Genomic DNA, 22,596 nt, shown 5'->3' on the forward strand with positions numbered 1-22,596 from the left:
GACGGTCTCAGGGCGACAAGAGCAGGTCGACGCCGGTGAAGATTCCGTACCCTAACGCGAGTGCCAGCGCCAGCGACCCGACCCACGCCAGCACCGTGTACAGCATCTTCTGCCGACTCACGCCGCTCCCGCCGGCGGCGTAGCCGCTGCCGATGATGGCGCTGACGATGATCTCGTTGAACGAGACGGGGATGCCGAAGGCGACGGCCGCCTGCGCGATGGCGAACGAGGGGATGAGCGCCGCGATGGAGCGCCGCGGCCCGAGCGAGGAGTAGTCCTGTGCGATGGCTTTTATCATCCGCGGCGCGCCCGTCCACGACCCGGCCAGGAGCCCGAGACCCCCGCCGACCAGGACGACGACCAGCGGAATCGGCGTCGCCGGGCCCAGGAGCGGCACGAGCGGTCCGATGGCGAGGCCGACCTGACTGCCGCCGGCCGAGAAGGCGACGAGGCCGCCGAGCGCCAGGAGGAACCGTCGCTGGCCGGCGGCGGCGTCGCGTCGCATCTCCCGGTACAGCGCGGCGGTGACGAGCGCCGCGAGGGCGAGTGTCACGACGAGACGGCCGACGGGAACGCCGGACACCGACGGGATGCCGAGTCGGGTCGCCGCGGCGGTTGCGATGCTCGCCCCGGCGCTCCCCGGACCAAGCACCGAGAACTGGACGTTGGCGACGAGCGCGCCGACGAGGCCCGCGAGGAACGGTACGGCGGTCCGTTCGGCGACACGTTCGGACCGGAGGGTCTTGGCCGTCGCGTAGGCGATGCCGCCGCCGACGAACGGCGTGAGAACCCACAGCGCCACGATTTCCTGGTACTTCGCCCACGCGGGAGCGCCGCCGAGAGCGAGCCCCACGCCGACGACGGCGCCGGTGACGGTGAACGCCGTGGCGATGGGGTAGCCGGTGAAGACGCCGACGGCGACGAGCGCCGCGGCGGTCAGCAGTCCGACTATCGCCGCGATGGCCGACAGTTGGACGCCGACGATGAGCTCCGTGCCGACCGCCTCGGTGACGCTCGCGCCCTGCAATACGGCCCCGGCGAACCCCAGGATGCCGACGATGAAGCCCGCCCGCATCACGGAGATGGCGTTGGCTCCGACGGCGGGGGCGAACGGCGTCGACCCCGACGACCCGGCACCGATGGCCCACGCCATGAACAGGCTGGCGATGGCCGCTACGACGAACGTCGCGAGGGTTTCGACGGCTACCATTCTGGTCTCTCCTGCGCGCGCAGTTTACAAGTGCCTACCGGGAACCGGCGAGTTTCGGCACGAACTCGTCTCGTCGGTGACACGGGTCGGATCAGCGTCGGCGTCCTTCCTGGTACCCCTGCTGGAGACCGGTGACCGTCCGCCGGACGAAGAGATACGCGAAGAAGACGAAGAGCAACATGGCGACGACGAGACCGACGAACACCGGGTCGTTACCGAGCGCGTCGACGACGGTGTCGACGAGGGAGCCCTGGACGACGACGGACGACGAATCGGACATAGCGACCACTCGCCGCGGCGGCCCTATAGCCGTTTCGCCCGGGAGGGACGAGGAGACGCCGAGGTGAGGGGGAACGCTCTTGTGTACCGCCTCGGAATCGGGGGTAGATGGCCGGTCTGTTGCCCTCCAGCCCCGACACCTCCGACGCGGACCCCGGCGACCCGCGTGTCATCGGCCTCGACAGCGACGCCGCCGACGAACTGCTCTCGGCGCTGTCGTCGCGGACTGCCCGACGCGTCCTCGCGGCGCTGCACGAGGAACCGACGACGCCCGCCGCCCTCGCCGAGCGCGTGGACACCTCGTTGCAGAACGCCCAGTACCACCTCGGCAGTCTCGAAGAGGCGGGTATCGTCGAAGTCGTCGGTACCGCCTACTCCGAGAAAGGCCGCGAGATGAAGGTGTACGGTCCCTCCGACAGGGCCCTGGTCGTCGTCGCCGGCCGCGAGGAGGAGACGAACGGGCTCCGGGCGCTCCTCTCTCGACTCGTCGGCGGTGTCGGTGTGCTCGGGGTCGCCAGCCTCGTCGTCGACCGACTGCTCGGCGGCCCGACCGCCGAGTTCTCGCCGTTCGCCATGGGGTCCGACGGCGGGGCGGAGGGACAGAGCGGCGAGTACACCGCGGAGGCGGGTGATGGCGGCAGTGCGACCGGCGGAGGTGGTGCAGACGGCGACGCAGGAGACGACGCGGACAGCAGCGACACAGGAGACGACGCGGGCGACGACGCCGGAGAGTACGACGCGAGCGCCGACGGTAACGAGAGTGTGACGGTCTCGGAACCGACCGAGACCGCGGACGGGACGACCGCCGGGGTACAGACGGAGGCGACTGTCGAGGAGGGTGCGGCGACGCAGACGCCGACGGAGACGGCCCGGTCCGACGCGGCGACGGAGACGTACGCCGAGACGGCGACGGCGGCCGACGACGGGGGAACGACGACGCAGACGGCCGCCGACGCCGCGACCGAGGTTTCGGGCGGCGTCTTCGACGCCGGCGGGCAGTCGCTCGTCGACGTCCTCGTCGCCTCGCCGGGGTTTCTGTTCTTTCTCGGCGGCGTCGCGGTGCTTCTGGTCGCGCTGTACGTCCGCTCGCGGCGATAGGTGAAACGGGCGTTTGACCTTACGGTGCGTATTTGACACTTGGACCGGTAGACGAGAGTGCAACCGCCTCGCTTCGGCCCACCGTGACCGTCGTCTTCCCTCGACGTCGCGCCGGTCCGCGTGCTGACCGAACGGACCGACGAGGCGGTTCGCGGCCCTCCAACCCTCCGACCCTCCGTTCGCCCTCCTCCCTCTCACCCTCAACGCCCGAAAGCCGCGGTTACGTCGGTTACCTCGGGTCGATACGGAACGTCTCGAACACGTCGCCGTCCGGCGTGCAGAGACGACCACGGAGGCCGTCGCCTTCGGGTGTCAACTCGGCGTGCGCCGCTCGGTAGCCGCGCGGTTCGGCGTGACTGCCCGGGTTCAGAAGCGCCAGCGGCCCCGTCGCGTCGAACCCGGGCCGGTGGCTGTGGCCGAAGATGACCGCGTCGGCGTCGCGTTCGCGTCCGAACAGCGTGAGCGCCGTGTCGCCGCCGCGACGCGTGTGCGTGACCGCGAATCGGACTCCGGCGTACTCGACGGTCCGGGCGGCGGGGAGTCGCTGGCGAATCCCGGCGTCGTCGTTGTTGCCGCAGACGCCGCGGAACGTCGCGGCCTCGTCGACGAACGCGTCGAGCACCGTCTCGGTCACGAAGTCGCCGGCGTGGACGACCATCTCGGCGTCGCGGACGGCCCGCAACGTTCTGCCTCGCAGTCGATGCGATTCGGTCGCGTGTGTGTCAGAGACGACGGTGAGCACAGCGGGTGTAAGTGCCGGTGGATACTGAAACCACCCGCTGGCTTGCCGGTGCGGGCAAAACGGCTATTAGTTAGCGCCGTGACCGGTTGGCTATGGCAGGAAGCAAGTCGGTCGTCATCGCCGCGCTGATAGCCAACGGGGCGATCGCGGTGATGAAGTTTCTCGGCTATCTGCTGACCGGCAGTCCCTCGATGCTCTCCGAGACGTATCACTCCATCTCCGACACCGGTAATCAGGTGTTCCTGCTGGTCGGTATCCGCTACAGCGGGAGAGACCCGAGCAGACAGCACCCGTTCGGCTACGGCAAATCGCAGTTTTTCTACAGTTTCCTCGTCGCGGTGATGCTGTTCGGTATCGCCGGATGGGAGAGCCTCAAACACGGTTACGGCGCTATCATGCATCCCGGACACGGAGCCGAGTATCAGGTAATCGACTTTCTCGGATTTAGCTTCAACTCCGTCTGGGTGAACGTCGTCGTCCTCGTCGGCGCGATCGGCTTCGAGACGTATGCGTTCGTGAAAGCAAACGGGGAACTCCAGCGACAGATAGACGAGTACGGCTGGAGCGGCGTCCCCGAGGCGTTCCGCAGGACCAGCGACGTGACGACGCTGACGGCGTACACCGAAGACGCCATCGCGCTCGGCGGTGCGGCCATCGCGCTCGTCGGTGTGCTGCTGTCGTACTTCCTCGACGCACCCATCTACGACGCCGTCGCGTCGCTCGTCATCGGGTTCCTGCTGATGGGCTTCGCCGTCGCGCTGGCGTGGGAGAACAAGCGTCTGCTCATCGGCGAGAGTCTGCCGTCGGACGTCGAAGAGAAGCTCGAAGCGGTCATCGCCGAGCATCCGGGCGTGACGGGAATTGACAGTTTCCGCTCGGTGTTCGTCGGGGCGCAGAAGGCGCTCGTCACCGCGGAGGTGCAGTTCGACAAGGACTTCGACACCGGCGACCTCGACGCGGACATCGCGGAGATAAAGTCGAAACTCGAAGCGGCGGACAACCGCGTCTCGTACATCAACATCGAACCCGAGACGTGAGCGGTTCGGAGAGACCCGAGACGAACGAGCCGCTGGCTCGTCTCGGTGAACGCGAGAAAAACGCACTTGGTACGACAACTGTCGCACCGAGGCGTCGGTGTCCGACTATCGACACCACCCCGTTTCCGGATACCACGGGTCGATATATAAATTCTGCTGACGTTCTCAGTGGCAGAAACGTGTCGTCGCGCGGAGGACGCGAGACGGAGGCGAGACGAGCGGTCAGTCGTCGAGCGCCAGCGACGCCAGAAGCGCCTCCAACTGCACCTGTTCGTTCGCGCCCTCGGTGATGCGGTAGTCGGCCTCGCCGATGCGTTCCATGAGGCGGACCGCCGCGCGGTCGTCGAGACCGAACTCCCACACCGAACGGTGCAGTTGGTCGATGATGTCGCCGCCGGCCATCCCCACGTCGGTGAGCAGGTGGTCGAGTTTCGACCGCGCGGCCGCGAAATCGCCGTCGAGCGCCCGCGTCACCATCTCCTCGATATCCTCGGGGCGGGCGGTGGAGGTGATAGCGTAAACCGCCTCCTCGTCCACCGTCTCGCCGGTCGTCGCCGCCGCCTGCAGCGAGTTGATGCCGCGGCGCATGTCGCCGTTGGCCGCGTAGACGAGCGCGTCGACGCCGTCGTCGGTCACCTCGATGCCCTCCGTCTCGGCGATGTGGCGGACCGTCTCCTCGACGGCGTCGTCGCCCAGCGGCGAGAACCGGAAGACGGCGCACCGCGACTGGATGGGGTCGATAATCTTCGAGGAGTAGTTGCACGAGAGGACGAAGCGGGTGTTGTCGGCGAACTGCTCCATCGTCCGGCGCAGCGCCGACTGGGCGTCGTTGGTCAGCGAGTCGGCCTCGTCGAGGAAGATGATTCGGTAGTCGTGGCCGCCGAAGGAGGCGCGCGCGAAGTTCTTGATGCGGTCGCGCACCACGTCGATACCGCGTTCGTCGGAGGCGTTGAGTTCCAGGAAGTTGCCGCGCCAGTCGTCGCCGTACACCTCGCGGGCGATGGCGGTGGCGCAGGTCGTCTTCCCGACGCCCGCCGGCCCCGCGAACAGCAGGTGCGGCAGGTCGCGCTGTTCGATGTAGCTCTGGAGGCGCTCGACGATTCGGTCCTGTCCGACGACCTCGTCGAGCGTCTGCGGGCGGTACTTCTCTATCCAGATTTCGCGACCCGGCGTTCCCTCGGCCTCGCTCATACCATAGCAAGGAGTCGGTCGCCCCATAAACTCCCCGAGACGACCGCGAGGTGAGAGGAAAGCGCCGGACGGAAACGCTGAAACCGCCCCGGAACCCACCGCGCGTATGGACGTGAGCGTGGAGATAGTCGGGGAGGAGAGCCGCGAGGTGGCCGTCGACGACGACGCGACGTACGCCGACCTCGTCTCGGCCGTCGGCCTCAGCCCCCACGAGGTGTCGGTGCTCGTCGACGGCCGGCCGGTGCCCGAGGACCAACCCGTCGAGGCCGACCGGGTGAAGGTGCTTCGACTCATCAAGGGCGGATGAGAGACGCCGAGGGCCAGCCGTGACCGACCGAGAGCGAGCGGCGACTGTCAGAGTCGCCGACGGCGACGAACTCGTCGACGTGATGCGCGTCCTCGACGGCGCGGTGCTCGAACTCGACGCCGAGACGGTCGAAGCCGGACTCGGCACCGACTCGGTACTCGTCGCCGAACGGGGCGGCCACGTCGTCGGCGCGCTCGTCCGCGACGACGACCACGTCGAAGCGGTCGCGGTTCGACGACAACACCGAGCCGAAGGGATAGGCGGTGCGCTCGTCCGCGACGCGCTCTCTCGAACCGGCCACCTCACGGCGGAGTTCGACCCGCGGGTGCGCGAGTTCTACGAGTCGCTGGGGTTCGAGATACGCGAGCGGAACGGGCGACTGTGGGGAGAGAAGCGAAATCGCGCGCGCGACTAATCGGTCCGACCGCCGTCGCGGGCGGCTTCGAGGACCGCCGCGGTCTGAGCGCGCATGCAGACGGCCGATTCGGGACAGAGGTCGGCGAACTGTGTCGTCTCCCGTATCGGCGCGGGGGCGTCGTCTCGTTCGCACCGTCGGAAACCGAGCGACTCGAAGTAACCGGCCGCGGTCTCGGTGAGGAGATACAGCGTCTCGACGTCCCGCTCCGCGGCGTGGTCGGCGGCCGCAGCGGCGAGGACGCGTCCGTATCCCCTCCCGCGGGCGTCCGCTTCGACGGTCACCGAACGGAGAAGGGCGGCGTCCCCGTGCAGTTCGACCCCGCTGACGCCGACGGTCTCGCCGTCGACGGCGGCGACGAAGAACTGCGCGGGCGCGGTCCGCACGTCGTCCGCCGGGAGGCCGGCCCGTCGGAGCATCGACGCGACGGAGTCGAGCGCCGACTTCGAGGCCGGTCGGACAGAGAGGTTGCGAGACATCGGTCGCCCTCAGACGAAGGACGCGACGAGTTTCCGCCCCTCGACGAGCAGGTCGGTGACGCTGTCGGCGCTCTCCGACTCGGCGTAGACGCGCATCTTCGGCTCCGTCCCGCTCGGGCGGACGAGCAGCCACGACCCGTCTTCGAGCAGCAGTTTGAACCCGTCGAGCGTGACGACTTTCGACACCTCGCGGCCCGCGACCTCGTCCGGAATCTCGTCGGAGAGGTCGTCGAGGACGCGGGCTTTCTCGGAGTCGGGACAGTCGACGCTCACCTTGTCGGCGTGAATCTCGCCGTGTTCGGCTTCGAGGCGGTCGACCCGCGAGTCGAACGGCTCCTCGGCGGCGATGGCGGCCGCGAGAAGCGAGACGAGGACGCCGTCTTTCTCGCGGATGTGGCCGCGGACGCTGAAGCCGCCCGACTCCTCGCCGCCGACGAGCGCGTCGTGTTCGCCCATCGCCTGCGCGACCCACTTGAAGCCGACCGCCGTCTCGAACACTTCCTCGCCGTGGGCCTCGGCGATGCGGTCGATGAGGAACGTCGTCGACACCGTCCGAATCGCGGGGCCCGAGTCCGCTTCGAGCAGCGCGTCGTACAGCGCGGCGAAGAAGAGGTTCTCGTCGAGGAAGCCGCGTTCGGGCGTGACGACGGCGAGCCGGTCGGCGTCGCCGTCGTTGGCGATGCCGAGGGCCGCGTCGCGTTCGGAGACGGCGTCGACGAGGTCACCGAGTAGTTCCTCGCTCGGCTCGGGCGACTCGCCGCCGAACGTCGGGTCGTCGTCGCAGCGGAGGCGGATCACCTCGGCCCCGGCGGATTCGAGCAGGGCGTCGGTGACGCCGCGGCCGCTGCCGTGCATCGCGTCGTAGACGACGGTCGTCCCCGAGAGGTCGGCTTCGACGAGGTCGCGGGCGTGCTCGGCGTGCTCGGTGACGAAGTCGACGCGCCGCACCTCGCCGCGGTCGTCGACGGGGTCGCGCGGCTCGGCGAGGCGCTCCTCGACGGCCGTCGTCACCTCGGGGAGCGCGGGCGCGCCGTCCTCGGGGATGAACTTCACGCCGTTGTACTCCGGCGGGTTGTGCGACGCCGTCACCATCAGCGCGCCCGAGAGGCCGCGCGAGACGATGTTCCACGCGAGAACGGGCGTCGGGCAGTCGCGCTCCGGCAGCAGTACGTCGAAGCCGTTGTCCGCGAGCACCTCGGCGAGGCTCTCGGCGAAACCGGGCGAGGACTCGCGGGCGTCGTAGCCCACGGCGACGGGGTCGTCGTACCCCTCGTCGCGGAGGTAGTCGGCGACTGCCTGTCCGACGATGCGGACTCGGTCGTCGGTGAACGTGTCGAGCGTCGCTCGCCATCCGTCGGTGCCGAAAGAGATCGCGTCCATACGGCTACGTCCCGGGCAGCGGCAAAAAAACCACCTGCAGGCTTCGAGTCGAAACGGTGGGCGACGGGGGGAAACGCCGCGGCGTCGACGGCCCCCCGAATGTCAGCGTAGTTACCCATTCTGCGGGCGTTCAACGTCCTTTTGAGCGTCCGCATCCAAACGAAATCAATGACACGCGTCGTCGCAGTGTCCGGGAGCCGTCGTGACGGCAGCTACACCCGCGAGGCACTGAAGTACGCCCTGAACGCCGCCGCCGACGTCGGCGTCGAGACCGACTTCATCGACCTCGGTGCGGTCGACCTCCCGCTGTACCACCCCGACGAGGACGAGCAAGGCGAGTCCGCCGACCTGATGCGTCGGATGCGCGAGGCCGACGGCGTCCTCCTGGGGTCGCCCGTCTACCACGGCTCGTACTCGTCGGCGTTCCGCAGTTTCCACGACTACTGCTCGTTCGACGAGTACGAGGATACGGTCGTCGGCCTGCTGGCGACGGCCGGCGGCGGCTCCTACGGCAGCACGCTCGAACACATGCGCAGCACGGTCCGCGGCGTCCACGGCTACGTCGTCCCACACCAGGTCGGCATCCGAAAGGCCTACGAGAAGTTCGAAGACCGCGCGGAGCCGGCGGCGAACGGCCAACCGGCGTACGAACTCGTCGACGAGGCTATCGAAGAGCGAATCGAGAAACTCGGCCGGACGGTGGCCGAGCACGCAAAACAGGTGAGCGCCGGAAACAGTCCGTTCGCGAACGAGTAGGTTCCCGAGCGCAGTGAGCGGCTCGGGCCGTCGGTCGGCGTCAGTACGTCCGTTCGGTGGCGACGACGTCGGAGAGCGTGGCGGTCAACTGGGCGACGCTCGCTTCGACGGCCTCCTCGTGGAGTCCGCGTACCTCACGCGCCCCGGCTCGGTAGTCGAGCAGCCCCGCGTCGTCGAGTTTCGGAAGGTGCGTGTGGTGAAGTGCGAGCTCGAGCCGTTCTGCGGCTTCGGGGTCCGCGTCCTCGGGATCCGCGTCCTCAGCGTCGGCGCACCGTTCGGCGAGTTCGGCCGTCGAGACGGCGGGCCGAGACACGGAGTACAGATACGAGAGGGTCCGTCGGCGGACCGGGTCCGCGAAGGCGTCGAGCAGTTCCTCGTCCGTACGGGAGACTGTTCGGCTTCGGATTACCCTCGACAGAGGGTCGGTAGGAACCGCGTCATCCGACATGGATGCAGTGACGGTATCGAGCCCGTTAATCCGGCGGGTAGTTGCAACAAGGCCCTCTTGTGAGACGGCGGCGACCGGTCGTCGACGGCGGTCGGCGGTACTCCGAAGACGGAGCCTCGCCCGAACAAGCGCGTCTGTCCCTGTCCACTTCCGTCGACGCCGCCGGCGTCACGCGTACAGTTCGTCGGCGAACAGGTGTTCGAGCAGTTGTTCGTTGCCGCGGCGGATGCGCTGTGAGAGCGCCTGCTGGGTGATTTCGAGTTCGTCGGCGAGTTCCGTCAACGTCACGCGACTCGGCGAGTCGAAGTAGCCGCGCTCGAACGCCAGAAACAGCGCTTCGCGCTGTTCGTTCGTCAAGTCGATGCGTTCGTCGCGGAGGTTCGCCTCGCTCAGCGTCTGTAAGCGACCGAGCGTGAACGGAACGTCGTGAGCCAGGAAGTAGTCGTGAAACGACGAGAGCCGCTCGTGGGAGTGAAACAACAGACGGAAGTTCCAGCTCTGGTCGTCGTAGCCGCGCGCGTGGAGAATCACGCCGTTGGCCTCCGCCAACCCGTCGACGAAGCCGTACACGTCGGAGTTCCAGACGACGGAGTAGAGCGTCCGCCCCTGGACGCGCTCGACGACAGTCAGGTCGTCGACGAACCGACTCGAACGGACGCGGGACTCGAACGAGTCGAACTCGCCGCCCCACGCCCAGAAGATGGGGAGCACCTGTCCGCCCGCCGGGACGAGGCGCTCGAACTCGACGTGGAACTCGTCGTTCGCGGTGAGCAGCGTCCCCAGCGGGAACGAATCCGACGCGACGTGGAGTTCGGTGACGACGGCCATCGGTCGCGTCGAGCTACAGCGCGAGGTTAGAAGAAAGACGGGACACGACGCTCGAAGCGAACGTTCGGTTCCGCGAACGGAGCGCAGATAGCCGAACTGCCGTCGGGTCGAACCGACACCGCCCACCTCAGCCGTCGACGAGTCGTTCCTTCTGTCGCCGCGAGAGCTGTTTGATCTCGTACTCGCGGCTCATCGCCGTCGACTTCGACGCGTACGTCTCCGAGTGGACGAGTTCGACGGGGGTCCGTCCGCGGGTGTACTTCGCGCCGTCGCCGGCGTTGTGCTGTTCGACGCGGCGCTGCACGTCGGTCGTGTACCCGGTGTAGTAACTGCCGTCGGCGCACTCGACGACGTAGACGTAGTGCACGAGTCGACGCAGGCAGCGGCGACGCTAAACGGCGTCGGTTCCGCGCAGAAGGCTTCGCGTGGTGGTTATCGATTCGTTACCCGACAGTGGTTACGCGTTGCGGGCGCGATGTCGCGCGACGTCCGCGATACCGGCGTTCGCCGAGCAAGCTGGACAGGCCATTAGACGCCCGTACTCGTCGGCAAACACCCGCGCGAAACGTTCGGAGACGTGCGACCCGCAGTGGTCGCAGGTTGGCATTGTTCGGGTCCGGCATCCACCAGTCAGCCGGTGTCTCGCCGTACGTGACCGAGGCACATGAAAGTGTTGCGCACGTGCGCGCGGCGGACGAGCGGGGTCGAACGCTACGCCCCGCGCGCGGCGGAGACGGCACGCGCGACGAGACCGGCCTGCGCGCCCGCGACGAAGCCGGCGTCGACGTTGACGACAGAGAGCACCGAACACGACTGGAGCATCCCCGCGAGCGCCGCGTCCCCATCGCCGCCGAAGCCGTAGCCGACGGCGACGGGCAGCGCGATGACGGGGGCGTCGACCATCCCGGCGACGACGGTGGGCAGCGCTCCCTCCCGCCCGGCGGCGACGACGAGCACGTCGGCCGCGCGGAGCGCCTCGCGCTGGTCGAGCACGCGGTCGATGTTGGCGACGCCCACGTCGTCGATGCAGTCGACCGTCGCGCCCATCTCGCGGAGCACCGTCGTCGCCTCGCCCGCCGCTGCCGCGTCGGAGGTCCCGGCGGTGACGACCGCGACGGTGGCATCGAGCGACGGACGCTCGTGGTCCGGCGCGCGCGCCACGAGTGTCCGCGCGCGCTCGTCGGTCTCGACTGTCGCGTCGGGGGCCTCCGCGTCGACGCGCGCGCGGACGGCCGCGACGTCGGCCTCGTCGGTGCGGGTGACGAGCGCTCGGCCGGTCGTTTCGAGCGCCGTGAGCACGAGCGACGCCGTCTCCTCGGGCGTTTTGCCGTCTGCGAGAATCGCCTCCGGCACGCCGCGTCGGTGCTCGCGGGCGGCGTCGAAGCGCCCCGCGTCGGTACTCGCGTAGCCCGACAGTCGGGCCTCGGCCGTCGCCGGCGAGAGTTCGCCGGCCGCGACTGATTCCAAAATGTCTCGCATAGCCGACGCTCCGCCCGCAGGGCACTCGTAACTGTCGTTTCCGGCCCATCGACCCGGGAGTACTTAAATCCAACGGGGGATTTGGTCGCGAACGACCGCGTGGGGGGCTGACAGCGCGATTTGGGAAATCTTATTAATAAGGCCCCGGTAGCCACGCTTGCATGGCAGACCTTATCGTCAAGGCAGCTGTTAAGGAAGCGCTCGATGACAAAAACGTCGCGTCGGACTTCTACGACGCGCTCGACGAGGAAGTCAAAGAGCTCCTCGACGACGCCGCCCGTCGCGCCGAGGCTAACGACCGAAAGACGGTCCAGCCGCGCGACCTCTAAGTCCGGCGAGCAACCACCATTTTTTCGCGCCCGCGACCGAGAGCGACGGCGTTCGGGTCGGAGTCGCGTCGTATCCGCGAGCGGTAGCGGTAGCGCGTCGCACGCGGCGGCGTTAGCGCGTCTCGACGCGCACGCCGTCGTCGCTACCGACGTGAATCTCGTCTGCGAGGCCGACGAACAGGCCGTGTTCGACGACGCCGGGGACCGCCGAGAGCGTCCGCGACAGCGCCGCAACGTCGGTTATCTCGCCGAACTCGCAGTCGAGCACGACGTTGCCGTTGTCGGTGACGACCGGCCCGTCCTTCCGCTCGGCCTCCCGGAGCGCCGGGTCGCCCCCGGCGTCGGAGACGGCGGCGGCGACGGTCGAGCGCGCGTCCGGCAGCACCTCCACGGGAACCGGGTGCGAGAGCGTCTCCGCGAGTTTGGAGGGGTCGGCGACGACGACGAACCGGTCGGCGAACGTGTCGACGACTTTCTCGCGGGCGTGGGCCGCGCCGCCGCCCTTGACGAGGTCGAACCCCGCCACCTGGTCCGCACCGTCGATAGCGAGGTCGACGCCGTCGACGTCGTCGAGCGTGACGAGCGGGACGCCCACTTCGCGGGCGAGTTCCCGCGACGCGAACGAGGTGGGGACGCCGCGCACGTCGAGTCCGGCGTCGACCGCTCGTCCGAGCGCGCGAATCGCGTGCGCCGCCGTACTGCCCGTCCCGAGTCCGACGACCATCCCGTCGGCCACGAGGTCGGCCGCACTCTCGCCCGCGCGTCGTTTCGCCTCGTCGCTGCCGCCCGTCGTCTTCATGAACGAGGCTTCGGCGACGACGGCAAAAACGCTCCGGGGTTCGGCGACGACGGGCGTCCGGCGTTCGAGTCGGTACGCCGCCGGAGACAGTCCGCTCGCGGAGTCACTCAGTGCGACCGACGAGTAGTCAACCGCCTGACCTATATGGCCGCACACGAAATCAGGGCTGAACAGGCAATGACCGACATCAGATGCGGATTCGTCACGCAGACGCACTCGGGCGACGTGACAGCGTCCGAGGCTGTCGAGCAGGCCGACTCGTTCGGCTTCGACTTTCTCGAACTGTACATGGACGGCGCGACGGAGCGAACTCGACTGGACCGCGAGTCGTTCGCCGCCGCCGTCTCCGACGCCGCTCTCGACCTGCTCGTCCACCTCCCGTTCGTCGACCTCGACCTCGGGACGCCGCGCGACGGAGTCCGGGACGCCGCGCTGGACGAACACCGCGCGTGTCTCGACGCCGCCGCGGAGATGGGCGCGGAGAAGGCCGTCCTCCACGCGAGCACGCGCGCGACGTACCCCGAGTGGGACGCCGAGACGACCCACCCGCGGATGCTCGACGCGGTACGACAGTTGGACGAACACGGCCGAGACGTCGGCGTCGAGGTGTGTGTCGAGAACCTCCCCGGCGTCTCGTTCACCGTCCACGAGTTCGACCGCGTGTTCGAGGAGACCGACGCCTCGATGACGTTCGACACGGGGCACGCCCGCGTCGACGGGATGGACGCCGAGGCGTCGGCGGCGTTCTTAGACACGCACCGCGACCGCGTCTCGCACGTCCACGTCAACGACGCCCGCGGCCCGAGAGACGAGCACGTCCCGACCGGCTCCGGAACCACGGATTTCGAGACGATTCTCGCGCCGCTTCTCGACGACTGGACGGGAACCGTCTCCGCGGAAGTGTACACGTTCGACGCCGACTATCTCGAACTCAGCAAGCGAAAACTGGACGAGGTACTCGCCTGAGGATGCGAGACGAGGAGCTGCCGCCCGGCGAGGTCACGGGTGGACGCGACGAACCGGAGGCGAACGGCTCGAAGACGGACGAGCGGAACCGATCCGAGCGGCCGGACCAGTCGGACCACGTACGCGAGGGGAACGGCACGGAGGGGCGAACCCGCGGCCAACGGTGGCTCTACTACGTCTCGCTGTTCCTCGAGACCGTCGCCGTCGCCGTCGTCGGCGCGGTCACCCGACGGGTCGGCCGCGACGACTCGCTGTGGGTGTTCGGCGCGCGCGGCGGCGCCGACTTCTGCGAGAACAGCAAGTATCTCTACCTCTCGGTCGCCGCCGACAAACCCGACGTTCGGCCCGTCTGGGTGACGAAGAACCGAGCGATCGTCCGCGAACTCCAGCGACACGGCTACGAGGCGTACCACGCCTTCTCCCCGCGCGGCGTTTGGCTCCAACTCCGCGCGGGAACCGTCTTTCTGACGCACAACCTCAAGGACGTGAACCGCTTCGTCGTCGGCGGGTCGACGCTCGTGATGCTCTGGCACGGCGTCCCGCTGAAACGCATCTCGTGGGACGCCGAACTGGCCGAGCGCCCCCGACCGGTGCGAGCGCTCTCGCGCTACCTCTACGACCAGTACGACCTCGTCTCGCTCACCGGGTCGGGCGCGCGCGAGTCGTTCCGGACGGGGTTCGGCCTCCCGGACGACCGACTCGTCGTGACGGGCTATCCGCGGACCGACGTGTTCTTCGAGTCGGTGCCGGGGGCGACGCTCTGCACCGACGAGACGGAGCTGCAGCGGGTGCAGCGTCTCGCGGAGGAACACCGGGTGTGGCTCTACATGCCGACGTTCCGCGAGAACCCCTCGGCGCGGGCGTCCGAGCACGTCGACTTCGCGGCGCTCGAACGGGTGTTGGCCGAACGCGACGCCTATCTCGTCGTCAAACTCCACCCGAAGGAACGGCTGGACGCCGACCTCTCGACGTTCGACCACCTGCTCGAACTCCCCGCGGGCGTCGACGTCTACCCGCTGTTACCGGCGACGGACGGCCTGATCACGGACTACTCGTCGGTGTTGTTCGACTATCTGCTCCTCGACAGACCGGTGATACGCTACGCGTACGACCTGGAGGCGTACCGGGCCGGGCGGGGGTTCTACTACGACTACGAGGAGCTGGCGGCCGGGCCGACCGTCCGGACGTTCGACGACCTGCTCGACGCGCTGGAACGGAGCCTCGACGGTGACGACGACTACGCGGCCGAGCGCCGCGCCGTCCGCGACCGGTTCTTCGACGACGCCAGCGGTGGCTACGCCGACGCCGTGTACCGGGTGGTGAGCGAGCGACGTGGCTGACAGTCGACCGAAAAGTAAAGAACGGGGTACGAACGAACTCGGTTGTGAACCGCTACGACGGGCCGTGACGGGTGGCACACTCCGGAGAGATATAGTCAAGTATGAGAGGTATGTACACGAACAGAGATAGTTTGATGTACGTGACGGTACACAGTTCAAACACGAACGCATGGCACAGCTAGCAGGGCAGGAAACGACGACCGGGAGGGAGGCGGACGTATCGCTCATCGCCCACCGCGGGTTCGCCGGCGTCTACCCGGAGAACACGCGGGCGGCGTTCGGTCGCGCCGTCGGCGTCGGCGGAACGACGGTGTCGCCGCAGGCCGACGTCGTCGAACTCGACGTGATGCCGACGGCGACGGGGGAAGTCGTCGTCTTCCACGACACCGACCTCGGGCGGCTGACGAACGCGCCGGCCGCGCTGGCTGACCAGAAAGTGTGGGAGACGCCGTACGAGACGCTTCGGAAACTCGACGTGCTCGGCACCGGCGAGTCGGTGCCGCTGCTCGCCGAGATACTCGAACTGATTCCCGAGTCCGTCGGCGTCAACGTCGAGTTCAAGAACCCCGGCGTCGACGACGTTCGGTACGGCTCGCTCGACGCCGACGAACTCGTGGAGCGGCGCGCGGTGTGGAAACCGTTCGTCGAACGCACGCTCTCGGAGTTGACCGCCCACTCCCACGACGTGCTGCTGTCGTCGTTCCACGAGGGGGCGCTCGCCGCCGTCCGGGAACTGGACGACTCGGTTCCTATCGCGGCGGTGTTCTGGGACGACATCGAAGCGGGCTTTCGGACCGCCAGACGACACGACTGCGAGGTGCTGCACGTCCCGTGGAACATGGTACACGGCACCGACCTGTTCAACGCCGACTACCACGCCGGCCCGTTCGACCCCATCGACCTCGTCGAACTCGCCCACGAGGAGGGGAGACGCGTCAACGCGTGGACCGTCGAGAGCTGGTATCAGGCCGACCAGCTCCGTCGGGCGGGCGTCGACGGCATCATCGCCGACTACCCGAACCTCCTCCAGTACGGGTCGTCCGGCGGCGTGACGGCCGACTCGAACGCGGTGAACCCGTCGCTTCGGTCCCCGGACGCGCCGCCGCAGTGAGTGTTCGAAATCGACGTACGTCACGTCTCCACGACTTACTCCCCGCGGCTTAATTCCGTTACTCGTTAACCCTCACTTATTGTCCCTCGCGTGGTACACACCGAGAATGACATATCCGAACACTGCAGTCATTCTCGCCGCGGGCATCGGATCTCGACTTCGGCCAATAACGCTCCGCAAACCGAAGTGCAGCGTCAGCGTCGACGGCACGCCGATTCTGGAGTATCAGCTCCGCGCGTACGCCGAGGTGGGTCTCGACGAAACCGTCGTCGTCGCCGGCTATCTGAGCGAGAAGACGCGGGCGTTGGCCGAACGCGTCGCCGCCGACTACGAGGGGTTCTCCGTCACCGTCATCGAGAACGAGGTGTACGCCAACACGGACAACATGTACTCGCTGTCGCTCGTCGAACCGCTCCTCGACGGCGAGCCGTTCTTCCTGAGCAACGGCGACGTGGCGTTCGAACGGGAGGTCGTCGAGCAGCTGGCCGACGCCGACGCCGACAGCGCCATCGCCTGCGACACGTCGCTGTTCTCCGAGGAGGCGATGAAGGTGACCGCCGACGAACGCGACTGCATTTCCAGCATCTCGAAGGAGTACACGGACTCGGAGGCACACGCCGTCTCCATCGACGTCTACCGGTTCTCGGGGGCGTTCTCGGCGGCGCTGTTCGACGAGATCGAACGGAGCGTCGAACAGCACGGCGAGTACGGCGGGTGGACCGAACTCGCCATCGACCGGCTGCTCAAAAGCGGCCGTTTCGACGTCGACCCGGTCGACATCGCCGGCGCGCGCTGGGTCGAGATAGACAACCTCGACGACCTCGCGGAGGCAGACCGGCGGTTCGCCTCGCTGAGCCCGCTCGGCGAGAAGCGGGCGGCGTTCTTCGACCTCGACGGCACCGTCTACCTCGGCGACGAACTCATCGCCGGCGCGGCCGAGGTGGTCGCCGAACTCCGGGAGGCGGGCGTCGACGTGTTCTTTCTCTCGAACAACTCCTCGCGGTGGAAACCCGGCTACGTCGAGAAACTCCGGAGTCTGGGCATCTCGGCGACGCAGGAGTCGGTCATCCTCTCGACCGACGGCGTCATCGCGTACCTCGAATCGGTCGGCACCGACGAGACGTACGTCGTCGGTACCGAGGCGATGCGCGACGCGCTCCGCGAACGCGGGTTCGCCGTCGAGTCCGACGACCCGACGCACGTCGTCGTCGGTTTCGACACCGAACTCACCTACGAGAAGGTCCGCCGCGCGACGCTCGCCATCCACGACGGGGCCGAGTTCCTGCTCGCGCATCCCGACGCGGTCTGTCCGACCGACGAGGGGCCGATTCCCGACTGCGGGTCCATCGGCGCGCTCGTGGAGACGGCCGTCGGTCGTCCACCGGCGCACGTCTTCGGGAAACCCAACGCGGAGATGCTCCTGCCCACGATGGAGGAGTACGGCTACGAACCCGACGATGTGGTCGTCGTCGGCGACCGGTTGGAAACCGAACTCCGGATGGCCGAGCGAATCGGCTGTGAGTCCGTCTGCGTGCTCACCGGCGACGCCGACCGCGCCGACGTCGAGGCCAGCGACATCGTCCCGTCGCTGGTCGCGCCGTCGATAGCGACGCTCTCGGAGTTTCTCTGAGGGCGGAGACGGCGAACCGCCGAACACGCGGTGAGAATCGGCGGGGGTAATTAGACGGTCGACGACCGAACGAAGAACGAGTACCATGTTCAGTTGGACGAGGACTGAAACCGAGATAGCCGTCTCGTGGCTGCTGGTCGCCTGTCTGGTCGCGGCGGGCGCCGTCGGACTCCGGAGCGGTGCGTATCCGATGGCGGTGTTCGCGCTCCTCTCGGCGGGGCTGGCCGCCGCGCCAGCGGTTTTCACGCGGGAGCGCCGCGCGACGCTCCCGTGGCCCGTCGTCGGACTGGCCGCCGTTGCGGCGCTCGGGCAGCGGTTCACCCAGTTCGACGGCGTGGCGACGTACGTCTGGGTCGTCGCGGTGACGCTCATCCTCGTCGTCGATCTGCAGGCGTTCACCGACGTCGAGATGTCGTCGCGCTTCTCGGCGGCGTTCGTGACGACGACGACGATGGCGGTCGGCGCGGTCTGGACGGTGCTGCGGTGGGTCTCCGACGCGTTCTTCGGTACGTCGTACCTCGGCGGCGTCGACCCGGTGATGTGGGAACTCGTCGGCGCGACGGTCGTGGGGGTGGTCGTCGGCGTCGCGTTCGAGTACGGTTTTCACGGTGTCATCGACGCAGGCGTCGAGCGCCGTCTCGACCGGGGTGAGCGCCGATGACGGTGTTGGAAGAGCGCTTCGGGATTCCCGCCGCGTACCAGCGTATCGCGGCGCGACTGATGCAGCTCGTCTTGGCCGGAATCGCCGGTTACGGGCTCGTCAGCGGCCAGTTCGGGCTCGTCGTCAACGGGACGCTCCCGCTCCTCATCACCTTCCTTCCGGCGGTGTTGCGCCGCGACTACGGGTTGCCGATGAACGCCGGGTTGACGCTGTGGGTGACGGCGGCGGTGTTCCTCCACACGCTCGGGATGGTCGGCCTCTACGACGCCTTCGGCTGGTACGACCAGCTGACTCACGTGCTCTCCGGCAGCGTCGTCGCCGGCTGCGGCTACGCGGTCACGCGGGCACTGGAACTGCACTCCGACGACGTGGAGTTTCCCGAGGAGTTCGTCTACGTCTACATGTTCGTCTTCGTGCTCGCGTTCGGCGTCCTCTGGGAGATAATGGAGTTCTCGACGGAGGTGGGGGCGCGGGTGTTCGGCGGGCGGGCGTACCTGGCGATTCACGGCGTCCGCGACATCGCGCTCGATTTCGCCTCGAACGGCGTCGGGGCGGTCGTCGTCGCGTTGGTCGTCCGCGAGGTCAGAACGCGGTTCCCGGCGGCGCTGGCCCGCGAGATGGACGAGTGAGCATCAGTCGAGGCGGTCCAGCACCGCGTCGGGGTCGTACGACAGCGTCAGCGTCCGCGAGCGACCGCGACCCTCGATGCTGGCGTAGTCGGCCTCGATGACGCCGAGTTGGTCGAGTTTGTTGATGATCTCGGAGTAGCGCGTGTAGCCGAGGCCGGTGTCGGCGTGGAACGCCTCGAACACCTCGCCGGCCTGTCCGCCGTTGTGTTCGGCGAGCACCTCGACGAGCGCGCGTTCGGAGTCCGACAGTCCGCGGAGGCTGCGGGAGAGGTGAACGTACTTCGACTTGTCGTAGGCGCGTTCGACGTCCTCGAGCGTCACCGTCCGCGAGGCGCGCATCTCGGCGTTGAGTCCCGCTCTGCGGAGCAGATCGATGCCGACGCGCAGGTCGCCGCTCTCGGCGGTGAGTTCGGCGACGCGGTCGAGTTCCGGCGCGCCGATGACGCCGTCGTGGAACCCGATTCGGGCGCGCTCGCGGAGGATGTCGACGATCTCGTCGATGTCGTAAACGGGAAAGTACACCTCCTCGGGACGGAAGACGCTCTGGACGCGCGTGTCCAGTTCGTCCATGATGTCGAGCGAGAGGTCCGAGGAGATGATGATGACGCCGATGCGCGCGCCGCTGTGCGCCTCGTGAGCGCGGAGCAGCGAGTACAGCGTGTCAGAGGCCTCGTTCTCGTAGAACAGGTAGTTCACGTCGTCGAGCGTGACGACGAGCACGTCGTCCTCCTCGACGAGTCGGTCGGTGATCTGACCGAACAGCTTCTTGAACGAGATTCCCGACGACGGGGGTTCGTACTCGAAGATGCTCTCGAAGAGCCGGGAGAAGACGGCGTAGCGCGTCGAGTCGACCTGACAGTTGACCCGGACCGTGCGCACGTCCGTCTGCCCGCGAAGCTCGCCGAACAGTTTCTGGACGGCGGTCGTCTTGCCGGTTCCCGGCGGGCCGCGGACCATCGTGTTGAGCGGGCGTGCACCGCGAACGGCCGGACGGAGCGCGTACTGCAGGCTCTGCAGCTGGCTCTCACGGTGTTGGAACGTCTCTGGGACGTAGTCGATCTCGAAGACGTGTTCGTCTCTGAACACCGTCTCGTCCCACGAGAGCATCCCCCCGTCGGGGTCGTCAGCCATCACTTTCACCACGCTTCGGTGGCTACTTAACCGTTTGCCAACCCCGAAGTGAAAGTGAAACTGGTCGCCAGCGGCTCTCTCGCGGACGCCAAGCACTGTTAAAACGACGAGAATGTTCGACGAGCGTTCAGAACTTCTCCAACAACCGCGCGTAGAACCCGCGGCGCGAGACCGCCCCGTCGCCGCTCCCGTTTGCTCGCTCGGCGTCGTCTCGGGCCTCGCCGGCCAACTTCTCGACGATGAGTTCGGGCGTCGAGCGCGCGAGGTGGCCTTTGACGGGCGAGCGGTTCACCCGGAGTTCGCCGTCGACGAGGCCGACGGCTTCGATACCGTCGACGGCGACGTCGAAGTCGGCGGCTTCGCGTATCTCGTCGGCGAGGTGCGAGACGAACACGCCGGTGGTCCCCTGTTCGTGGAGCGCTTCCAGGATGCCAGCGATGATGCGGGCGCTCGCACCGGGTTCGGTGATGCTCTCCAGTTCGTCGACGAGGACGAGGCGGCCGGACGCTCCGTGGGCGAGCGTCGCGAAGTCGCGGAGCGTGCTCTCGAACGCGCCCGCGTCGAGGGTCCCCTGACTCTTCGCGTAGTAGTGCAGTTCCGAAACGCGTTCGAGGCGGGCGCGCTCGGCCGGGACGGGGAGCCCCATCTGTCCGAGGATGACGACGACGGCGACCAGGTCGAGCGTCGACGTCTTTCCGCCGCTGTTGACGCCCGACAGGAGCGTCACGCCGGAGACGCCGTAGTCGACGGGGTCGACCGCGTCGAACGAGACGTCCAGGAGCGGTGACCGACCGGCCTCGAACTCGAATCCGGTTCCCGAGAACTCGGGGAGCACGCAGTCGAAGTCGGCGGCGAACCGGGCGACGGCGAGCTCCACGTCGAGTTCCAACGCGTCGGCGACGAGCGTCTCGACAGGCTCTCTGAGCGCCGCCAAATCGTCGGCGAGGTCGGCTTTCAGCGTCGCCGCGCGGCGGTCGCGGCCGGCTTTCAGTTCGGTTCGCAGGCGCGAGACGGCCTCCTCGTTGTGGCCGACCGGGAACGTGGGGTCGCCGCCGAAGACGCGTTCGGCGAGGTCGTACTCGCCCTCCTCCAGCGAGAGCGCGTCCGCGAGGTGTTCGCGGGCCGTCTCGACGGCGGTGTCGTACTCGTCGGCGAGTTCGCGCGAGAGGAGGCTGTCGACGCGCGCGCCCTGTTCGACCAGCGAGAGGAAGTCCTGGCCCTGGATGGTCACGTCCTGCTCGCTGATAGCCCTCCTGAGGTGGTCGTTGGCGGCCGATTCGGCGGTCGAGACGGCCGCGTCGAGGTCGTCGACGGCGGCGGTGAGCCGGTCGAGTTCGTCGTCACCGACGAGTTCGCCGCTCTCGTCGACGCGCGTCAGTGCGTCTCGGAGGTCGGCCGGCGAGCACGCCGGGTCGAGGTCGGCCGTTTCGTGGACCGAGACGGCCGCGAGCAGTCGTTCGCGGTTTGCGGCGAAGAAGGCGAGGAGGCGCTCGGGGACGATCTCCTCGGGGTGTTCGGCGGCGTCGGGGCGGACGCGCACGTCGCCGTCGACGTCGACGCCCGCGAACGCCTCGTCGAGGGCGACGACCGTCGAGTACGACCGCGCGAGTTCGGCGAGTCCGTGAGTATCTTCGACGATTTCGACCGACAGTTCCGGGAACGCGGCTTTCGCCTCGGCGTAGCGCTCGGCGTCGACCGTCGCGAGACAGCGCTCGCGGACGCGGAGGTTCGGCGGCGCGCGCAGCGCCTCTACGTCGACGAGGGCGTCGAGGACCGCCGGGTCGGGGTCGCGTTCGAGCGCCGACTCGACGAACGTTCTGACTTCCTCGACTCTGGACTCGGAGGCGGTCGGAAACAGCGTCTCCAGGCGTTTCTCGGCGTACTCGGTGACCGCGCGCTCCTGCAGCAACCCGAGGACGTCGCGGTAGAGTTCGCGGGCGCGGTCGGTCGCCAGAAAGTCGCCGTCGTCGCCGTGGTCGGCTCGAATCGCCGCGCGGGCGATGGCCGCCGCTCGACCCTCGGTGATACCGGGAGCGCGCGAGAGCGTCGCCACGTCGCCGTCTCTGAGCGCCGACTCGGCGTCGTCGAGTTCGGCGAGCGAGGCGGCGGTCTTCTCGCCGACTCCCGGGATGGCCTCGAACTCCATTCGGCCGCGATTACCGCGCCGGGTGATAAAAACGTTCGCGGAGCGACGCGACGAGAGCAGGAAGTGGTCGGCGATCTCCGAGAGGTCGTCCGTCTCGAAGTCGTTCTCCTGCCGCGCGTCCCACTCTCCCTCCGTCGTCCCCGAGAACGCGGGTTCGTGTAGCTCGTCGTCGGTCGTGGCACGCGCGAAACCGGCCCACGTCGAG

At 68.1% G+C, this 22,596-nt stretch carries 26 protein-coding genes; 12 read left to right on the plus strand and 14 right to left on the minus strand.

Features of this window, described 5'->3' with window-relative positions; translation table 11 throughout:
• Positions 1 to 7: 7 nt before the first annotated feature.
• Both DV709_RS08010 and DV709_RS08015 read right to left on the minus strand, forming a co-directional pair.
• The gene (locus DV709_RS08010) at positions 8 to 1,210 is read right to left on the minus strand and encodes an inorganic phosphate transporter (protein ID WP_117593463.1); all 1,203 of its coding nucleotides are present in this window, start codon (positions 1,208 to 1,210) and stop codon (positions 8 to 10) included.
• 91 nt (positions 1,211 to 1,301) lie between these two features.
• Complete coding sequence (locus DV709_RS08015) at positions 1,302 to 1,490, minus strand: DUF7859 family protein (RefSeq protein ID WP_117593465.1); 189 nt, start codon at positions 1,488 to 1,490, stop codon at positions 1,302 to 1,304.
• A gap of 107 nt (positions 1,491 to 1,597) precedes the next feature.
• On the opposite strand from DV709_RS08015, the gene DV709_RS08020 reads away from it, so the two are divergent.
• Positions 1,598 to 2,587: an ArsR/SmtB family transcription factor gene (locus DV709_RS08020; RefSeq protein WP_117593467.1), complete on the plus strand. Its 990-nt coding sequence runs from the start codon at positions 1,598 to 1,600 to the stop codon at positions 2,585 to 2,587.
• Positions 2,588 to 2,816: 229 nt separating this feature from the next.
• Here the strand turns inward: DV709_RS08020 and DV709_RS08025 are convergent, their stop codons facing one another.
• The gene (locus tag DV709_RS08025; protein WP_117593469.1) at positions 2,817 to 3,329 is read right to left on the minus strand and encodes a metallophosphoesterase; all 513 of its coding nucleotides are present in this window, start codon (positions 3,327 to 3,329) and stop codon (positions 2,817 to 2,819) included.
• 92 nt (positions 3,330 to 3,421) lie between these two features.
• On the opposite strand from DV709_RS08025, the gene DV709_RS08030 reads away from it, so the two are divergent.
• The gene (locus DV709_RS08030; RefSeq protein WP_117593471.1) at positions 3,422 to 4,366 is read left to right on the plus strand and encodes a cation diffusion facilitator family transporter; all 945 of its coding nucleotides are present in this window, start codon (positions 3,422 to 3,424) and stop codon (positions 4,364 to 4,366) included.
• A gap of 222 nt (positions 4,367 to 4,588) precedes the next feature.
• Here DV709_RS08030 and DV709_RS08035 read toward each other — a convergent pair whose 3' ends face one another.
• Positions 4,589 to 5,557: a replication factor C small subunit gene (locus DV709_RS08035; RefSeq protein ID WP_117593473.1), complete on the minus strand. Its 969-nt coding sequence runs from the start codon at positions 5,555 to 5,557 to the stop codon at positions 4,589 to 4,591.
• 106 nt (positions 5,558 to 5,663) lie between these two features.
• Between DV709_RS08035 and samp2 the strand changes: the two genes are divergently transcribed.
• Together samp2 and DV709_RS08045 are read left to right on the plus strand one after the other, a co-directional pair.
• A complete protein-coding gene (gene samp2, locus DV709_RS08040; protein WP_117593475.1) occupies positions 5,664 to 5,864 on the plus strand; it encodes a ubiquitin-like small modifier protein SAMP2 in 201 nt (66 codons plus the stop codon).
• A gap of 19 nt (positions 5,865 to 5,883) precedes the next feature.
• A complete protein-coding gene (locus tag DV709_RS08045) occupies positions 5,884 to 6,279 on the plus strand; it encodes a GNAT family N-acetyltransferase (RefSeq protein WP_332871834.1) in 396 nt (131 codons plus the stop codon).
• Here DV709_RS08045 and arsN2 read toward each other — a convergent pair.
• Together arsN2 and DV709_RS08055 are read right to left on the minus strand one after the other, a co-directional pair.
• Complete coding sequence (gene arsN2, locus DV709_RS08050) at positions 6,276 to 6,758, minus strand: arsenic resistance N-acetyltransferase ArsN2 (RefSeq protein ID WP_117593477.1); 483 nt, start codon at positions 6,756 to 6,758, stop codon at positions 6,276 to 6,278. The genes DV709_RS08045 and arsN2 overlap by 4 nt on opposite strands.
• A 9-nt stretch (positions 6,759 to 6,767) precedes the next feature.
• Positions 6,768 to 8,138 (minus strand): phosphoglucomutase/phosphomannomutase family protein, encoded by a 1,371-nt coding sequence (locus DV709_RS08055; RefSeq protein WP_117593479.1) that lies wholly within the window; start codon positions 8,136 to 8,138, stop codon positions 6,768 to 6,770.
• 168 nt (positions 8,139 to 8,306) lie between these two features.
• Between DV709_RS08055 and DV709_RS08060 the strand changes: the two genes are divergently transcribed.
• Positions 8,307 to 8,894: an NADPH-dependent FMN reductase gene (locus DV709_RS08060; protein ID WP_117593481.1), complete on the plus strand. Its 588-nt coding sequence runs from the start codon at positions 8,307 to 8,309 to the stop codon at positions 8,892 to 8,894.
• A 40-nt stretch (positions 8,895 to 8,934) separates the two neighbouring features.
• Here the strand turns inward: DV709_RS08060 and DV709_RS08065 are convergent, their stop codons facing one another.
• The 5 genes from DV709_RS08065 to larB form a co-directional block, all read right to left on the minus strand.
• The gene (locus DV709_RS08065) at positions 8,935 to 9,342 is read right to left on the minus strand and encodes a DUF7344 domain-containing protein (protein WP_117593483.1); all 408 of its coding nucleotides are present in this window, start codon (positions 9,340 to 9,342) and stop codon (positions 8,935 to 8,937) included.
• Positions 9,343 to 9,510: 168 nt separating this feature from the next.
• Complete coding sequence (locus tag DV709_RS08070; protein WP_117593485.1) at positions 9,511 to 10,170, minus strand: helix-turn-helix domain-containing protein; 660 nt, start codon at positions 10,168 to 10,170, stop codon at positions 9,511 to 9,513.
• 127 nt (positions 10,171 to 10,297) lie between these two features.
• A complete protein-coding gene (locus tag DV709_RS08075; RefSeq protein ID WP_117593487.1) occupies positions 10,298 to 10,537 on the minus strand; it encodes a GIY-YIG nuclease family protein in 240 nt (79 codons plus the stop codon).
• A gap of 90 nt (positions 10,538 to 10,627) precedes the next feature.
• Complete coding sequence (locus DV709_RS18490; protein WP_449272242.1) at positions 10,628 to 10,777, minus strand: DUF7563 family protein; 150 nt, start codon at positions 10,775 to 10,777, stop codon at positions 10,628 to 10,630.
• A 104-nt stretch (positions 10,778 to 10,881) separates the two neighbouring features.
• Positions 10,882 to 11,649 (minus strand): nickel pincer cofactor biosynthesis protein LarB, encoded by a 768-nt coding sequence (larB, locus tag DV709_RS08080; RefSeq protein WP_117593489.1) that lies wholly within the window; start codon positions 11,647 to 11,649, stop codon positions 10,882 to 10,884.
• Positions 11,650 to 11,810: 161 nt separating this feature from the next.
• Between larB and DV709_RS08085 the strand changes: the two genes are divergently transcribed.
• Positions 11,811 to 11,978, plus strand: coding sequence for a DUF1931 family protein (locus DV709_RS08085; RefSeq protein WP_058583225.1), 168 nt, complete (start codon positions 11,811 to 11,813; stop codon positions 11,976 to 11,978).
• 112 nt (positions 11,979 to 12,090) lie between these two features.
• Here the strand turns inward: DV709_RS08085 and rpiA are convergent, their stop codons facing one another.
• Positions 12,091 to 12,777, minus strand: coding sequence for a ribose-5-phosphate isomerase RpiA (gene rpiA / locus DV709_RS08090; protein ID WP_117593491.1), 687 nt, complete (start codon positions 12,775 to 12,777; stop codon positions 12,091 to 12,093).
• Positions 12,778 to 12,954: 177 nt separating this feature from the next.
• On the opposite strand from rpiA, the gene DV709_RS08095 reads away from it, so the two are divergent.
• The 6 genes from DV709_RS08095 to DV709_RS08120 all read left to right on the plus strand — a co-directional run bounded on the left by DV709_RS08095 (position 12,955) and on the right by DV709_RS08120 (position 19,114).
• Positions 12,955 to 13,743 carry a sugar phosphate isomerase/epimerase family protein gene (locus DV709_RS08095; protein ID WP_117593493.1) on the plus strand — a complete coding sequence of 263 codons (789 nt, stop codon included), beginning with the start codon at positions 12,955 to 12,957 and terminating at the stop codon, positions 13,741 to 13,743.
• Between the two features lie 2 nt (positions 13,744 to 13,745).
• On the plus strand, positions 13,746 to 15,083 hold the full coding sequence (locus DV709_RS08100; RefSeq protein ID WP_117593495.1) for a CDP-glycerol glycerophosphotransferase family protein: 1,338 nt from the start codon (positions 13,746 to 13,748) through the stop codon (positions 15,081 to 15,083).
• Positions 15,084 to 15,252: 169 nt separating this feature from the next.
• Positions 15,253 to 16,194, plus strand: coding sequence for a glycerophosphodiester phosphodiesterase (locus tag DV709_RS08105; protein ID WP_117593497.1), 942 nt, complete (start codon positions 15,253 to 15,255; stop codon positions 16,192 to 16,194).
• A gap of 106 nt (positions 16,195 to 16,300) precedes the next feature.
• Positions 16,301 to 17,824: an HAD-IIA family hydrolase gene (locus tag DV709_RS08110; protein WP_117593499.1), complete on the plus strand. Its 1,524-nt coding sequence runs from the start codon at positions 16,301 to 16,303 to the stop codon at positions 17,822 to 17,824.
• An 85-nt stretch (positions 17,825 to 17,909) separates the two neighbouring features.
• Positions 17,910 to 18,485: a hypothetical protein gene (locus tag DV709_RS08115; RefSeq protein WP_117593501.1), complete on the plus strand. Its 576-nt coding sequence runs from the start codon at positions 17,910 to 17,912 to the stop codon at positions 18,483 to 18,485.
• Positions 18,482 to 19,114 (plus strand): hypothetical protein, encoded by a 633-nt coding sequence (locus DV709_RS08120; protein ID WP_117593503.1) that lies wholly within the window; start codon positions 18,482 to 18,484, stop codon positions 19,112 to 19,114. The genes DV709_RS08115 and DV709_RS08120 overlap by 4 nt, the downstream gene beginning before the upstream one ends.
• Positions 19,115 to 19,117: 3 nt before the next feature.
• On the opposite strand, the gene DV709_RS08125 is transcribed toward DV709_RS08120, so the two are convergent.
• The gene (locus DV709_RS08125; protein WP_117593505.1) at positions 19,118 to 20,245 is read right to left on the minus strand and encodes an ORC1-type DNA replication protein; all 1,128 of its coding nucleotides are present in this window, start codon (positions 20,243 to 20,245) and stop codon (positions 19,118 to 19,120) included.
• 127 nt (positions 20,246 to 20,372) lie between these two features.
• Positions 20,373 to 22,391 (minus strand): MutS-related protein, encoded by a 2,019-nt coding sequence (locus tag DV709_RS08130; protein WP_117593507.1) that lies wholly within the window; start codon positions 22,389 to 22,391, stop codon positions 20,373 to 20,375.
• Positions 22,392 to 22,596 lie beyond the last annotated feature (205 nt).

The organism is Haloprofundus halophilus (assembly GCF_003439925.1).
GTDB classification, from domain to species: Archaea; Halobacteriota; Halobacteria; order Halobacteriales; family Haloferacaceae; genus Haloprofundus; species Haloprofundus halophilus.